The 15,558-nt window shown below is 61.6% G+C and carries 12 protein-coding genes; 5 read left to right on the top strand and 7 right to left on the bottom strand.

Features of this window, described 5'->3' with window-relative positions; genetic code table 11:
• Positions 1 to 9: 9 nt before the first annotated feature.
• A complete protein-coding gene (locus tag CAF90_RS12880; RefSeq protein WP_085606730.1) occupies positions 10 to 1,959 on the bottom strand; it encodes an LTA synthase family protein in 1,950 nt (649 codons plus the stop codon).
• A 203-nt stretch (positions 1,960 to 2,162) separates the two neighbouring features.
• Here CAF90_RS12880 and colR point away from each other — a divergent pair, with 203 nt between their 5' ends.
• The 5 genes from colR (at position 2,163) to CAF90_RS12855 (ending at position 5,889) form a co-directional block, all read left to right on the top strand.
• Positions 2,163 to 2,846, top strand: a complete 684-nt coding sequence (colR, locus tag CAF90_RS12875; RefSeq protein ID WP_007953224.1) for a two-component system response regulator ColR — start codon at positions 2,163 to 2,165, stop codon at positions 2,844 to 2,846.
• Positions 2,836 to 4,110 carry a HAMP domain-containing sensor histidine kinase gene (locus CAF90_RS12870; protein WP_085606728.1) on the top strand — a complete coding sequence of 425 codons (1,275 nt, stop codon included), beginning with the start codon at positions 2,836 to 2,838 and terminating at the stop codon, positions 4,108 to 4,110. The genes colR and CAF90_RS12870 overlap by 11 nt, the downstream gene beginning before the upstream one ends.
• 162 nt (positions 4,111 to 4,272) lie before the next feature.
• Positions 4,273 to 4,941, top strand: a complete 669-nt coding sequence (locus CAF90_RS12865) for a class I SAM-dependent methyltransferase (protein ID WP_007953228.1) — start codon at positions 4,273 to 4,275, stop codon at positions 4,939 to 4,941.
• Positions 4,942 to 4,945: 4 nt separating this feature from the next.
• Entirely contained in the window at positions 4,946 to 5,659 is a 714-nt protein-coding gene (locus tag CAF90_RS12860) for a lipopolysaccharide kinase InaA family protein (RefSeq protein WP_085606726.1), read from the top strand.
• A 2-nt stretch (positions 5,660 to 5,661) separates the two neighbouring features.
• Positions 5,662 to 5,889, top strand: coding sequence for a hypothetical protein (locus tag CAF90_RS12855; protein WP_011335717.1), 228 nt, complete (start codon positions 5,662 to 5,664; stop codon positions 5,887 to 5,889).
• Positions 5,890 to 5,973: 84 nt separating this feature from the next.
• Here the strand turns inward: CAF90_RS12855 and CAF90_RS12850 are convergent, their stop codons facing one another.
• From CAF90_RS12850 to CAF90_RS12825, 6 genes are all read right to left on the bottom strand, one after another.
• Positions 5,974 to 9,003 (bottom strand): multidrug efflux RND transporter permease subunit, encoded by a 3,030-nt coding sequence (locus CAF90_RS12850; protein WP_085606724.1) that lies wholly within the window; start codon positions 9,001 to 9,003, stop codon positions 5,974 to 5,976.
• Between the two features lie 13 nt (positions 9,004 to 9,016).
• The gene (locus CAF90_RS12845) at positions 9,017 to 10,165 is read right to left on the bottom strand and encodes an efflux RND transporter periplasmic adaptor subunit (protein ID WP_085606722.1); all 1,149 of its coding nucleotides are present in this window, start codon (positions 10,163 to 10,165) and stop codon (positions 9,017 to 9,019) included.
• 147 nt (positions 10,166 to 10,312) lie between these two features.
• Positions 10,313 to 11,413 carry a DUF1513 domain-containing protein gene (locus tag CAF90_RS12840; RefSeq protein WP_085606720.1) on the bottom strand — a complete coding sequence of 367 codons (1,101 nt, stop codon included), beginning with the start codon at positions 11,411 to 11,413 and terminating at the stop codon, positions 10,313 to 10,315.
• A gap of 14 nt (positions 11,414 to 11,427) precedes the next feature.
• On the bottom strand, positions 11,428 to 12,492 hold the full coding sequence (locus CAF90_RS12835; RefSeq protein WP_007953243.1) for an imelysin family protein: 1,065 nt from the start codon (positions 12,490 to 12,492) through the stop codon (positions 11,428 to 11,430).
• Between the two features lie 26 nt (positions 12,493 to 12,518).
• Positions 12,519 to 13,946 (bottom strand): di-heme oxidoredictase family protein, encoded by a 1,428-nt coding sequence (locus CAF90_RS12830; RefSeq protein ID WP_085606718.1) that lies wholly within the window; start codon positions 13,944 to 13,946, stop codon positions 12,519 to 12,521.
• 155 nt (positions 13,947 to 14,101) lie between these two features.
• Entirely contained in the window at positions 14,102 to 15,448 is a 1,347-nt protein-coding gene (locus CAF90_RS12825) for an imelysin family protein (RefSeq protein ID WP_085606716.1), read from the bottom strand.
• Positions 15,449 to 15,558: the final 110 nt, after the last annotated feature.

Below are 15,558 nucleotides of genomic sequence, written 5' to 3'. Positions count from 1 at the left end.
GCGCTTCGATTAACGTTCGCTGATTTGCTCGGCACCCTCCTTGGGCGCCTTCCAGCCAAGCAGCTGTTGCTTGAAGCCATAACTGGCGGTTTGGTAATAGGTGATGGCGCGGCTGATCAGCGGGTCGTCGCTGCCGGCCCTGGACTCGCGGCTTTCGGTCAGCGCATCGTCATGCCGGCGCAGGCCCTGGCGCGGGCTGAGGATCGCCAGATCCTTGCCGTCGAACAGTCCCAGGTGTTGATAGTTGCCGACCACGACCCGCGGTGGCAGCGGGTTGTCCTGCAGCAGGTTGCGACCGAAAAACGTCGATTGATAATCCAAGTTCAGCAACCCCAGCAGGGTTGGCGCGAGATCGATCTGGCTGGCCAGTTGCGCGTTTTCCCGTGGTTCGATCAGCTTCGGCGCATAGATGAACAGCGGGATCTGGTAGTTGCTGATCGGCAAGTCTTCCTTGCCCGCGCTGCCGGCGGTGTGGTCGGCGACGAAGATGAAGATCGTGTTGTCGAACCACGGTTTCTGCCGCGCCTGCTCCAGGAACTGGCCGATGGCGTAGTCGGTGTATTTCACCGCGCCATCGCGACCGTTGCCGGACTTGATGTCGATCCGGTTGTCCGGATAGGTATAAGGGCGGTGGTTGGACGTGGTCATCAGTTGCAACAGGAAAGGCTGCTGTTTGGCGTAATCGGCATCGGCCAGTTTCAGGGTCTGCTTGTACAGATCCTCGTCGGCCATGCCCCAGGCATTCTTGAAGTGAATTTCCGATTCATCGACGCTGCTCTGATCGACGACGCGGTAGCCGTTGCCGCTGAAGAACGCGTTCATGTTGTCGAAATAACCGCGTCCGCCGTAGACGAACACGCTGTCGTAGCCGACGGCGCTGAGTTGCTGGCCGAGGCTGGCGAAGCCGCTTTCGCGGCCGATGCGCTTGACGATCGAACGGCCCGGCGTCGGCGGAATGGCCAGCGTGATGGCTTCCAGGCCCCGATCGGTGCGGGTGCCGGTGGCGTAGAAGTTGTTGAAGTACAGACTCTGCTTGCGCAAGGCATCCAGATTCGGTGTCAGGTTGCGCTCATCGCCATTGCTGCCCAGGTACTTGGCACTGAGGCTTTCGATGGTGACCAGTACGATGTTCGGTTTACGCACGGTGCCCGGATTGTCGATCATCCGGCGGATATCCTGTGGATCCTGGCCGATGAAGCGCGCGATGGGTTCGCTCAATTCAGCACGAATCTGGCCGGCGACTTTTTCCGGCGACAGACTGCTGTAGAACTGGCCATAGTCCAGTTCATTGTTACGGAACGCGGCGAAGAACTGATACGGGCCATTGCTCGCCAGTTCATTCTGATAGGCATTGCCGCCCTGGGCGCGCGGTGCATCCTGGCTGAGCAGTTGCAGGCTCAGCCCCGCGACCACCAACAGACCCAGGGCATTGAGCAGGCGACCACGCAGTGGTGGCAGCGGGGCGTCCAGCGCCGCGTTGAAAGGTTTGCGCAACGCGAAACTCAGCGCCACGGCGAGCAGCGCAAGAATGCTCAGCAACGCGCCGATCGGGTAGGACTCCAGCACGTTGTTCAGGACTTCATCGGAATACACCAGATAGTCGACGGCGATGAAGTTGAAGCGCACGCCGAACTCGTCCCAGAACAGCCATTCGGCCACGGAGGTGAACAGCATGGCGAACAGACTGACCGTCAGCAGTCCCTGAAGGAACCAGCGATGACCGCGTCGGCGCCACAGGGCCGGCGGACACAGCAGCAGATACAGGCCCATCGGCAGCGCGGCATAGGCGAGAAAGCCCAGGTCATACAGCAAGCCGATGCCGAACATGGAAAATGCCACGCCGCCGGCCTCATCCAGATGAGTCAGCAACAGCACGGTTCGGGTCAGGAGAAACACCACCAGCCAAGCGCCGGTGACCAGCAGCAGAAAGCGCATTGGCGCCGTCTTGAAGAAGTCCATTGTCTACATTCCTTATATCTAATGGCGCGAGAGTCTCGCGTTGTCACTGTAGTCAGGTTGTGAACCGATAGTGAAAAACTTGTTAAGGAATGAATTTGGTTGAAAGACTCGATTTGTGGGGCTTGTCGCCCTAGCCCTGAGTCGGCGATGGTCGTAAGCTGCGCGGGCCAAGACGGCCGCTACCGTGTACGGAGGAGGTGCCCATGCGAATTCTGTTGGTCGAAGACAACCGCGATATCCTGGCCAATCTGGCCGATTACCTGGGGCTCAAAGGCTATACCGTCGACTGCGCCCAGGACGGTCTGTCGGGCCTGCATCTGGCCGCCACCGAGCATTACGACCTGATCGTGCTCGACATCATGCTGCCGGGCATCGACGGCTACACTCTGTGCAAGCGCCTGCGCGAAGACGCCCGTCGCGACACGCCGGTGATCATGCTCACCGCCCGCGACCAGCTCGACGACCGCCTGCAGGGCTTCAAGTCCGGGGCCGACGATTATCTGGTCAAACCGTTCGCACTGTCGGAACTGGCAGCCCGGGTCGAAGCGGTGATGCGCCGCACCCAGGGCGGCGGTCGCCGTGCCCTGCAGGTCGGCGATCTGAGCTACGACCTCGATACCCTCGAAGTGACCCGCGAAGGCAAATTGCTCAAGCTCAACCCGGTCGGCCTCAAACTGCTGGCGGTGCTGATGCAAAAAAGCCCGCATGTTTTGCGCCGGGAAATTCTCGAAGAAGCGCTGTGGGGCGATGACTGCCCGGACAGCGACAGCCTGCGCAGCCACGTCCACCAATTGCGCCAGGTGATCGACAAACCATTCGCCAAGCCACTGCTGCACACCGTGCACGGCGTGGGTTACCGCCTGGCCGAGGGCCGCGATGGAGTTTAAGCAAAGCCTTGCCCAGCGGATCATCATCGCCTTTGCGCTGATGAGTGCGCTGGTGGCCGGGGCGTTTGCGATGGGCATCGTCGCGACCGTGCACCTGGTCGAGGAAAAACTGATTTCCGCCGGGCTGGGTGGCGACCTGCAACGCCTGCTGCTGATGGACAATGTCTCGGACTGGAGCCACCGGCCGGAGCCGGATCAGTTGTTCTACTTCAGCGGCGGGCCGGGCGACTTCGAGCTGCCCAAGGACCTGCGGCACCTGGATTCGGGTTTCCATGAAGTCTTTCGCGAGCAGCTGTCGTACCACGCGATGGTCGAGGTAGTCGACGGTCGTCGTTATGTGCTGCTGCAGGATCAAAGCGATTTCGAAGAGCGCGAGCGCGTACTGTTCGCCGTGGTGCTGGTGGGCTTTGTGCTCAGTCTGGCGCTGGCGGTGTTCCTCGGTTGGGTGCTGGCGCGCAAGGTGATGGCTCCGGTGGTGCGTCTTGCCCGCCAGGTGCGCCATCGCGACCAGTTGCTCGGGCTGGCACCTCCGCTGGCGCCGGACTACGCGGCAGACGAGGTGGGCGAACTGGCGGTGGCGTTCGACGCTACGCTCGGGCGCCTGCGTCAGGCGCTGACGCGGGAGCGGCTGTTTACCAGCGACGTCAGCCACGAATTGCGCACGCCGCTGATGGTATTGGCCAGCTCTTGTGAACTGTTGCTGGAAAATCCGGGTATCGATCAGCGCGGCAAGGCCCAGGTTCAGCGCATTGCGCGAGCCAGTGAGGAGATGCGCGAGCTGGTGCAGACCTTCCTGATGCTCGCCCGTGCCCAGCGCGAAGACGCTGGCGCCGCGCCCCGGCACACCCTCGCGCAAGTGGCCGACAGCTTGCTCTGCCTGTGGCGCGCGCCTATCGAATCCAAGGGTTTGCAGCTGACTTTCGAACCTGGCAACCCGCCCGACACCCGTTACAACGCGACGCTGCTCAATGCCGTGATGGGCAATCTGCTGCGTAACGCCTTGCACTACACGGAGCAGGGGTTTATTCGCCTGACGCTCAATGAGAACGGTTTTGTGGTTGAGGATTCGGGCGTGGGCATTCCCGAGGAAAAACGCGAAGCCATGTTCCAGCCGTTTGTGCGCGGCAACGAAAAGCGTGGCGAGGGGCTTGGATTGGGCTTGTCGCTGGTTCAGCGCATTTGTGAAAACGAAGGCTGGAGCGTCACGCTGAGCACGATGGAGCCCAATGGCTGCCGTTTCGAGGTCGATCTGGGCAAGCGCTGAAGATCAGCCGGTTGATGAGGGTACTCCCGCCAACCTGTCTAATTCCTGTATAACCTTGAAATAGTTTGCCGATTTACATGACGTTTTTTTCACAAAGGGATGACCTGACGCTGACACACCGCTGCTTAAGGTGGCGTCATCAGTAATTCAGGAGTCCTGGTGATGGCCGGCCCGATCAAACTCGATTTTTCCGAAAAGTACGACGACAACCATGCGCAGAAATACCTGCGTAAACACCAGGACGGTCTGGGGCGTCGTTTGTCCAACTGGCGGGATCAGCAGTTGGCCCGCAAGGCGTTGACCCTCGTTGGTGAGCCGGGACTGGTGCTCGACCTGCCATGCGGCGCAGGACGTTTCTGGCCATTGCTGGCGGAAAAGCCCAATCGGGTGATCATCGGAGCGGACAACTCCGAGTCGATGATCAAGACCGCCATGCAGGCGCAACCGGCAGATGTGGTGAAACGGGTACAACCCTTGCACACGTCTGCGTTCGACATTGCCTTGCCTGATAACGCCGTCGACAGCATTTTCTGCATGCGACTGCTGCATCACATCGGCGAAGCCGAGCACCGCCGGGCGATTCTGCGTGAGTTCGAGCGTGTCACCCGGGACAGCGTGATCATTTCGCTGTGGGTGGACGGCAATTTCAAGGCCTGGAAACGCAAACGCGCCGAGCAAAAGCGTGGCCAGGAGGGTTACCAGAACCGGTTTGTGTTACCGGCCGCAACAGTTGAAAAGGAATTCGAAGAGGCAGGATTCCGGATCCAGGAACAACTGGACTTTATTCCGCTCTATGCCATGTGGCGAGTTTACGTATTACGCAAGAGGTAAGAGGATGGCAGTGCAATTTGCAGCAGAAGCGGAAGTCGCTCCCGAGGATCGCTTCGACTACTACTGGAACCAGCGTGGTGAATGGGTCGAGGAACCCAATGTGCGCCGTGGTGGCGAAAGTGGTGTGCAACGAGTCAAGGGGCGCGATGGCCAGCTGCTGTATGCCAAACGCCAGACCGGACATATCTATCGCAGCTGGCGGCATCCGTTCGGACGTCCGACCGTATTGCGCGAGCTGGATGCATTGACCGGGGTTTCACGTCTCGGTGTCCGGGTGCCCGAAATTGTGTTCTGCGGTGCCCAGCCAGATCCAGAATTCAAGTGGCGTGCACTGTTGGTGACCAAATCGCTCGATGGCTTTCAGGAGCTTGAGCATTGGGAAGCCGGCGGCGGCCGCGAGCAGTATGGCGAAGCTGTCTATGAGCGCGTGCTCAAGGACCTCGCCGAAAACCTGGCGCGCATGCACAAGGGCCGTTGGCAGCACAGCTGCATCTACATCAAGCACGTGTTTGTGCGGGTGACGGGCGAAGGTGAATCGGCCAAGGTCGAAGTCGCCCTGATCGATCTGGAAAAATGCCGTCAGCGTCTGACCGCTCATCGCGCGGCCGCCCATGACATGAAGCAATTGCGCCGCCACTCGTCGTTCAGCGCGACAGACTGGAAAAAACTCGTCTACTTTTATGAGACGGCGTTTGGCAGCGCTATCAAAGGTTTATAGCGATGAAACTAGAAATTGCTCGAGGTTTGTTTCTGGTAGGAGCCTTGGCAGTTGCATCATTGGCGGTGGCGGCCTGGGAACAGCCACGCATGCAGGTGATCGGCGCCTCGGCGAGCGACCCGCATTGCCCGATGCCACGGGTGGCGAAAGCCGCCGTGGCCACACAACCCGATCATGATCTTTTGCTGTTCATGTTCGGACTTTCTCAAGGGATGAGGCCGCAGAGTTGAATCGATTGAAATCTCTTTCTACAAGAGCCAAAGGCCTCGCTGATGCGAGGCCTTTTTTATTGCGTCATGGCTTTTTTTACTGCGTCATGCCTTGGGATCGGGTTTCGCCAGCACGGTGTAAACGCACGGCAGGACAAACAGCGTAAACAATGTCCCGATCGACATCCCCGTGGCAATCACCGTCCCGATGTCGAAACGGCTGACCGCCCCGGCGCCGGTAGCCACGATCAGCGGCACCATGCCGAAGACCATCGCCGCGGTGGTCATCAACACCGGGCGCAGGCGAATCGCTGCCGCTTCCTCCACCGCCTCACGGGGTGTCAGGCCCTTCTCCTTGCGTAACTGGTTGGCGAACTCGACGATCAGAATCCCGTGCTTGCTGATCAACCCGATCAATGTCACCAGCCCGACCTGGGTGTAGATGTTCATGCTCGACCAGCCGAGGAACAGCGGAATCAGCGCTCCGCAGATCGACAACGGCACGGTCACCAGAATCACCAGTGGATCGCGGAAGCTCTCGAACTGCGCCGCCAGCACCAGGAAAATGATCGCCAGCGCTAACGCAAAGGTCACCCACAGCGCGCTGCCTTCCTGGACGAACTGCCGGGAGGCGCCGCCGTAATCGAAGGCAAACCCGGCCGGGGCCTCCTCCCGAGCGATCTGCAACACACTGTCGATAGCTTCGCCCATGCTCACCAGCGGGAACCCGGACAGCTTGGCCGCGTTGAGTTGCTGGAACTGGTTGAGCTGTCGCGGTCGTGCGCGGTCGGTCACGGTGATCAGGGTCGACAGCGGCAGCAGTTCGCCCTGGGTGTTTTTCACGTAGTAATTGTTCAGCCAGTCCGGGTTGTCGCGGTAGGCCCGTTCGACCTGGGCGATGACCTTGTAGCTGCGGCCTTCGATGGTGAACCGGTTGATCTCGGCTTCACCCAACAAGGTGGCGAGGGTGCCGCCCAGATCCTGCATCGACACGCCCATCTGCGCAGCCTTGGCGCGGTCGATGTCGACCACCACTTCGGGTTTGTCGAAAGCCAGGTCGAGGTCGACGAAGGCGAACTTGCCCGACTCCATGGCGCGCTTCTTGATCCGGTCGGCCACTTGCAGCAACAGCTCGTAGTCGTTGGCGGTGTTGATCACGAACTCGAACGGCAGGCCTTCACCGGTGCCTGGCAGGGACGGCAGGTTGAAGCCGAAGATCTGCAGGCCCGGAATGCCCTCGAGTCTGCCCTGTACCTCGGGGAGGATTTCCATTTGCGTGCGGCTGCGCTCGTTCCACGGCTTGAGCAGGAAACCGCCGATGCCGCTTTGCACGCCGTTATAGCCGTTGATCTGGAACGAAGAGTAGTACTCCGGGAACTCCTTGAAGATCTTGATGAACTCGTCGGTGTAGGTGTTCAGGTAATCGAGGTTGGTCGGCTGCGGGGCGTTGGCCATCATGAAAATGATGCCCTGGTCTTCGTCCGGCGCCAGTTCCGACTTGGTGAACTTGAGCAGCACCGGAATCAGGCACAGCACGATCACCGCAAACACCAGCACCACCGGCCGGGTATTGAGCGTGCCGTGCAGCATGCTCTGATAGCGGCGCTTGAGGCTGTCGAAAATCCGGTCTAGGCGATGGGCCAGGCCGCTGGGGTTTTCGTCATGACGCAACAACACGGCGCACATCATCGGCGACAGGGTCAGGGCGACGACGCCGGAGATCACCACCGCCCCGGCCAGGGTCAACGCAAACTCCTTGAACAGTGCCCCCGTCAGCCCGGTGAGAAATCCGATCGGTGCGTACACTGCCGCCAGGGTGATGGTCATCGACACCACCGGCATGGCGATTTCCCGGGCGCCTTCGAGCGCGGCGTCCATTGGTGTCTTGCCTTCCTCGATGTGCCGGTGGATGTTTTCCACCACCACAATCGCGTCGTCGACCACCAGCCCGATGGCCAGCACCATCGCCAGCAGGGTCAGCAGGTTGATCGAGTAGCCCATCATCTGCATGAAGAACATCACGCCGATCATCGACAGCGGAATCGTCACCACCGGAATGACCACTGAACGCAGCGCACCGAGGAACAGGAACACCACCACGATCACGATCAGCACCGCTTCGAACAGGGTTTTCACCACTTCGTCGATGGAGGCCTGGATGAACAGCGTGGCGTCGTAGGCGATCTCGCTCTTGAGGTTGGGCGGCAGCTGGGCTTCCAGCTCCGGCATGATCTTGCGCACTTCCTTGATCACTTCCAGCGGGTTGGCGCCGGGCGTGGCCTTGATCCCGATATACACCGAGGGCGTGCCGCCGAACGAACTGATCGAGTTGTAGTTTTCCGCACCCATCTCGACCCGTGCCACATCGCTGAGCAGTACCCGGCTGTCACCGCTGACCTTGAGCGGGATCTTGCCGAAGGCTTCGGCGGACTTCAGTTCGGTGTTGGCGTTGATGCTGGTGACCACGTACTCGCCTTTCACTTCGCCGGCGGCGGAGAGGAAGTTGTACTGGCGCACCGCGTTGGTCACGTCGCTGGCGCTGAGTCCGAAGCCGGCGAGTTTCACCGGGTCGATCCACAGGCGCATGGCGAACACCTGGTTGCCGAGAATCTCCGCCTCGGCCATGCCCGGCAGGGTCGCCAGTTTCGGCTGGATCACCCGCGACAGGTAGTCGGTGATCTGCGGGTTGTTCAGCTCCTTGCTGAAGAAGCTGATGTACATCAGCGCCGAGGCGTCGGCGGCTTCCTTGCTCAGCACCGGATCTTCGGCGTCCTGAGGCAGCTTGTTCTTCACCTCGTTGGCCTTGGCCAGCAGTTCGGTGAACAAACGGTCGCTGTTGGAGCCGATGCGCGCGTATATCGAAATCACCGAGAAGTTCTGGCGACTGACCGAGGTCATGTAGTCGATGCCCTCGGCGCTGGCCAGGCTCTGTTGCATCGGCTGGGTGATGTAGCCCTGAATGGTTTCGGCGTTGGCCCCGGGGTACGCGGTGGTCACCGTGATCAGGGCGTTTTCCATTTGCGGATACTGGCGCAGCGGCAGCTTGCTCCAGGCCTGGAAGCCCAGCAGCACAATCAGCAGACTGACCACGGTGGCGAGCACCGGGCGGCGGATGAACGGATCGGTAAAAGCCATGGGGTTTCCTTGATCAGTCGGCGCGGGGCGGACTGTTCTGCTCGCCGAGGGTCTTGTCGTCGCTGATGGCAATGTGGGCGCCGTTGTCCAGTTTGATCTGGCCGGCCGTCACCACCTGTTCGCCGCTCTGCACGCCCTTGTTGATCATCACCTGGCCATCGCGGCGTTCGCCGGTCTCGACGAACCGACGCTCGGCGATCAGCACAGGCTGGCCCTTGTCGTCCTTTTCGACGGAGCCGTCTTCGGCTTTCTTCTGGGTGACCACGTACGTCGAGTTGCCGTAGAGGGTGTAGGTGATCGCGCTTTCCGGGACCACGATGTGTTTCTGCGGATCCGGCAGCAGCACCTCGATGCTGGTGAACATGCCCGGCAGCAACTTGCCGTCGGGGTTGGCCAGCGTGGCGCGCACCAGAATGTTGCGGGTGGTGCTTTCGACGATCGGGTTGATCGCGGTGATGGCGCCGGTGAAGTGCTGGCCGGGATACGCCGCGACCGTAATCTGTACCGGCTGCCCGATGGCCAGTTTCGGCACCGACTGTTCGGGCACGTAGAAGTCGGCGTAGAGGCTGCTCAGATCCTGCAGGGTGGCGATCTTGGTGCCGCTGGCGAGGTAGTCGCCGATGTCCACGAGGCGGATGCCGATGGTGCCGCTGAAGGGCGCGACGATGCGTTTTTTCGCCAGCGCCGCATTGAGTTGATTGACCGTGGCCTTGTTCTTTTGCAGCTGCGCCGAGAGCCGGTCGAACTCGCCTTTGGAGATGGCGCTGCTGCCGACGAGCTGGCTGCCGCGACCGTAATCCAGCTGTGCGAGGCCGAGATCGGCCTTGGCGGTTTCGAGGAAGGCGGCTTCGACGGCGCTGTCCAGTTGCAGCAAGGGTTGGCCGGCCTTGACCTTCTGCCCCGATTCGAATTTCAGCTCGGTGACGGTGCCGGCGTTCTCCAGACTCAGGTCGACGCCTTGCAGCGCCTTCAGCGTGCCGACGGTGGGCAGACGCATCTGCCACGGGCGCTCGACGGCCGTGGCCACGGCGACGCTGATCGGCGGCTTCGGCTTGGAAAAGCCCTGGATCATCGTATAGATCGAGAAGGCCTTGTAACCGGCGAGAAGCAGAACGATCAGCAGTACAACACCCAACATGATCAGCATGCGGCGACGCAGCATATTTCCAGTTCCTTGGAGAAAATCAGGCGAGACAGGCGGGCACATTACCCCGAGTCCGGCAGGGATTCCAACTGCCAGTTTTTACCGGGTGTAAGGGAAGAAGGTGGAGAAAAGCGGGGCCGCCGACCGAACGGTCGGCGGCGAATTTCAGGCCATCAGATGAAGATGGTTGTCCCAGAGCCCTGCGGGCAAATCCAGTGGTTTGGCCAGCAGGTCGTCCTGACGGCAATCGTAGTAGCGGCAGCGTCCCTGACCGGAGGTCACGACAAAACCGTCCTTCACCGCACCGACGCCGGCGCAGTCGGGTAATGGCGCGTCGAGGCGCACTTCGCCGCTGTCCAGATCCCAGATGAAGAAGCGGTTGCCGCGCGGTGCGGTCAGTGCCACCAGACGCAGGTCGCTGTGCACGGCGACGCTGGCGGTGTAATGACCCATCGACTGCAACTGATGGTCCGGCACCGGGAACGCCACGAATGGCTGGCCGGGCCGTTTGATCGCCAGCAGCTCCGAGCGCTCGTGGGAAGGCCCCATGAATTGCTGGCCGGCGACGATGGTGCCGTCGCTGGCGATCCCGAGGTGGCGCACGCTGTTCATCTGCTGGGCGAGGGTTTCCTTGCTCAGCAGGGTGCCGTCGCGTTGCATCAGCACCAGGCTCGGCTCCATGGCATCGAGGTTCATGTCGACCCGGCTTTCGGCCTCGGTGCGGATGCCGCCGTTGGCCACCACCAGAGTTTCACCGTCGGGCATCCACGACACCTGATGCGGGCCGAGACCGTGGGTGGAAATCTCGCCGCTGTGCACCAGCCGTTCGCCTTCGAATTTGTACACCCCGAGCAGGCCACGGCCCGGATCGGTGGTGTCGTTTTCGGTGGCGTACAGGTAGTCGCCACTGTGATGGATCACCGCGTGGCCGTAGAAATGCCGGTTCGGCTGCGACGTCACGGTTTGCAGCAATGCACCGTTGCGCAGGTCGATCAGGTAGCTCTCGGTGCCCGGCCGGCGGGCGACGAACAGCGCGATCGGCAGCGTCGGGTGATTGATGATGTCGTGGCAGCGCTGGCCGACTTCGGTGGCAAACACCTGAGTGCCGTCCAGCCGATAACCGACGGCGTAATGCTTGCCGTCGGTGTCGTCCCGCGCCGACAGCAGCAGCGGGCTTTGGTCCTTGCGTTTGAACAGCGTCCAGCCGCCCAGTGTCACTGCTCCCAGCAGCAAACTACCTAAAGTCAGAGCCTGGCGTCGCAGCATGGCACGTGCCCTCATCAGTCACCGTCGTTGGCGTTGAAGCCCAGTTGGATGCCCAGCGCCTTGGCCAGCTCGCCTTCGTGCAGGCGGTGGACGACGTTGAGGCTGTCGTAGATGTCGTTGAGCTGCTGGCGACCGGCGTCATCGTTGAGCATTTCAGTCAGCGAGCGCTGAGTGCTGCCGAACAGTTTGAGCGACGCCGCGTAGGCTGCATCGATCTTGTCCGCCAGCGGCTTTTGCTCAGCCGGCAGCAGGCCGCGCAGGCCTTTGTTGTCGACGCCTTCCCAGACGGTTTTGGCCGCTGCGAGGCTGGCTTCCAGCGACTCCATGGACGACTGGCTGCGCCATGCATCAGCCTGGAACGGCTGAGGCACGCCCTTGCTCTGACGGCCCATCGGTGTGCCGAGTTTTTTCTTCAGGGTGTCGAGGGCAGTGACCTGTACCCGCAGCAGATCAGCGATCGCTTCGTGGGAGTCGGCGTAGCGCTGGTTCGGGAACTTGCTCATCTGCGCGAGCATGCCGTCGGTGTTGTTCCAGCTGCTGAGAATCTCTTCGGCCAGTTGTTTCTGACGCTCGCCGATGGCCACCAGCAGTGGGCAGTACTTGGCTTTCTGCGCGTCGTTGGCGACGTCAGGCTTGGCGTCGAACAGGATGTACTCGTAAGCGGACAGGCCTTGAACCACAACGCTGGACTTGGCCAGTGCGGCGGCGTCGATCTGCGGCTGCGCGGTGACCAGTTGCTCGACCTGACGGCCGACCAGGTTTTTCTTGTCCGGCCAGAACTGCACCTGCCACGAACGGTTGCCCTCGGCCAGCGGGCCGATCAGCAGCGGTTGCAGCTCGGCCCAGGCTTTCTGTGCGTGCAGGAAGTCGGCGCGGGCGGTGTCCAGCGACTCTTTGCCCTGGCAGTAGGCGAGGGCGCTGACGGCCAGTTGCTTGTCGGCTTCGACCCAGCGGGTGTAGGTCGGCAGGATCACCGATTTGGCGATGGCCGCCGAGGTGACGGCTTGCGGATCCTGCGGCGAGCACGCGCCGAGGGCCAGTGCGGCAAGGCTGGTGAACAACAGCTTGGGACGGAACATGTCGGGCTCCCGATTCTTTTAAGTGTTTAAAGTGAGTTCAAGAACGCCAGCAGCGCGGCACGCTGCTCGGCGTTGAAAGACAAAACCTGTTGCTGCGCCGCCTTCGCTTCGCCGCCGTGCCAGAGCACGGCTTCGAGCAGGTTGCGGGCGCGGCCGTCATGCAGAAACTGGGTGTGGCCGCTGACCGCCTGCGTCAGGCCGATGCCCCACAGCGGCGGGGTGCGCCAGTCGCGGCCGGAGGCCTGGAATTCGGTGCGGTTGTCCGCCAGACCTTCGCCCATGTCATGCAGCAGCAGATCGCTGTACGGGCGAATCACTTGATTGGCCAGTTCAGGTTCGGCCGCGTTGGCGGCGGTGGTGTATTTCGGCGTGTGGCAGGACTGGCAGCCAGCCTGGAAAAACAGATTCTTGCCGGCCAGCACCTGCTCATCGTTGACGCCACGGCGGGCGGGAACGGCGAGGTTGCGGCTGTAGAACAGCACCAGGCGCAGGATGTTGTCGCTGACTTCAGGTTCGCCGTCCGGGCCATTGCCGTTCGGCGCCTGTTTGCAGGCGGTTTGCGCGTCGGTGCAGTCATCAAACGGTCTCAGGCTGGTGGTGAGGCCCATATCACCAGAAAACGCGTGAACATTTTGTTGATTGAGGTTCGGTTGGCCGGCTTTCCAGCCAAATCGGCCCATGACGGTCTTTTGCTGCTCATCGTCCCAGACCCGGTTTGGCCGGCCGTTGATGCCGTTGTTCTCTTTGGCCTGCGCGGCGGCGTTGGCGAGGATCGCTTCTTCCGGGATCGCTTCGAGCAGGCCCAGGCCGATCATCGGCGGCGCAACGCGGGCCGAGAAACGTGTATCCGGGTGCATCGGGCCGTAGCCGAGCTGGGTGATCTGCAAGACCGGTTTACGCAGCTCGACCTCGGTGCCGTCCTTGAAGCGGACCGGCACCGGCGTGTAATCGACCCGCACCTTGCCTTCCGGCGCGACGCCGGGGACGGCCATGTCCTGGAACTGGCCGCCGTAGACCGGCTCGGGCACCACGCCCACCTGTTCGATGACCTTGGCATAGGCCGGCGCATCGGGAATCGACAGACGCACCAGCATTGACACCGCGTTGGCCGCATCCGGCGTCGGCGGATGACCGCGACCGTCCTTGATGTGGCAGTTCTGGCAGGCGTTGGTGTTGAACAGCGGGCCGAGGCCATCGCGGGCCGTGGTGGTCGACGGCGCGATCACCCACGGGCTGCGAAAGAAACTGTTGCCGACGCTGAAGTCCACGCGGCGCGAGGGCGGCAGGTTGGCCGACGGCAGGGAAAACGCGTTCTGATCGCTCTTGCGCACGGTCGCCGCACCGCCGGAACGGGCCTCACCCGGCTCGGCCTTGGTGAAACGCGGGGCGTCATCGCAGGCACTCAGGCCCAAGGCCAGAAACAGTGCGGACAAGCGAAGAGGCAGCGAGGGCATCAGACTTCCTGCAAGAGGGGCGAATTTAAAGGCGCAAAGTCTAACAGGGCGAGGGGGTTTGAATAAGAGGAATTATCGTTTGCTTGATGCACGTCAGGTCAGCCAGAACGAAAAAGGCGACCCGAAGGTCGCCTTTTTTAACGCGGACGCTGTGATCAGAACTCGTGATCGGCGTTGTCCGGGTTCAGGTCGCTGATGCCCAGTTTGCCGGCAGCAGCTTCGATCGAACCGGTCTGCTTGACCAGCGAAGCGATGGCGTCGCGGACGATCTGGTTGCCGGCGGTGTTGCCGGCCGCGATCAACTGGTCGTAGTGCTCACCCTTGTTGGCGTGATCGACCATGACCTGGATCTTGGCTTCGGTGGCGGCCAGATCGGCTTTCAGCGCGGTGTCGGCAGCCGGGTCAACCTTGGCCACCAGCGACGACAGGCTGGCGCCGGTCATTTTGGTGCCGTCGACGCGGGTGTACTCGCCCAGGTAAACGTTACGAATGCCCTTGGCATCGTAGAAGTGCGAGTTGTGGGTGTTGTCGCTGAAGCAATCCTGTTCGTCTTCCGGGGAGTTCGCTTCCAGGGACACTTTCATGCGCTCGCCGGCCAGCTCGCCCAGGGACAGGCTGCCCATGCCGAACAGCATTTTGCGCAGGCCGCTTTCAGCCGGTTCGGCTTCCAGGGTGGCGCGGTAGTTGTCGGCCACGTTCGGCTTCCAGTTGCCGACCATTTCTTCCAGGTCGCTGACCAGCAGTTGGGTCACGGCTTTCAGGTAGGCACGACGACGATCGTTGTGACCGCCGGTGGCGCCGGCGCCCTCCAGGTAGTCCGACGCAGGACGGTTGCCGGCGCCAGGGCCGGTGCCGTTCAGGTCCTGGCCCCAGAGCAGGAATTCGATGGCGTGGTAGCCGGTGGCAACGTTGGCTTCGGAGCCGCCCAGCTCGTTCAGGCTGGCGAGTTTTTCCGCAGTGATGTCTTTGACGTCGACCTTGTCTTCGCCGACCTGTACTTCGGTGTTGGCGATGATATTGGCGGTGGCGCCCGGGTTGCCCAGTGCGTGTTCGTAGGACTTGTCGACGTAGTCGATCAGGCCTTCGTCCAGAGGCCAGGCGTTCACCTGACCTTCCCAGTCGTCGATGATGGTGTTGCCGAAGCGGAATACTTCGCTCTGCAGATAAGGAACGCGGGCGGCAACCCAGGCAGCCTTGGCGGCTTTCAGGGTGTCGGCGTTCGGCTTGGCGAGGAACGCGTCGATGGCGGTTTGCAGGGTTTTCGCGGTGGATTCGGCATCGCTGTAAACGGCGAAGACCATGTCGGCGTAGTGCGAGACAACGGCTTTGCCGGCGGCCTCGTCGACTTTACCGGCAGCAGCAGGCGCAGCCGGTGCAGCGGTGCTCGCAGCCGGAGTCGGCGCAGGAGCGGCGGCCTTTTCTTTGTCTTTACCTTCGCCGCAACCGGCGAGGGAAATAGCGATGGCCAGCAGACTGGCGGTAGCCAGAGGCATACGAATCATGGCGAACATCCTGCTTCGGTAATTGAGTGGACAGGCGCGGGGGTGCGCAAAAGCTGCGACATAATGCAAATCTTTCGCATTATGTGTAAAGGGTTGTAGCTGGAAATATT

Source organism: Pseudomonas sp. B37(2017) (genome assembly GCF_002112885.1).
In the GTDB taxonomy this organism is placed as follows: domain Bacteria; phylum Pseudomonadota; class Gammaproteobacteria; order Pseudomonadales; family Pseudomonadaceae; genus Aquipseudomonas; species Aquipseudomonas paraglycinae.
This window is presented reverse-complemented; position numbering and strand designations above follow the sequence as displayed.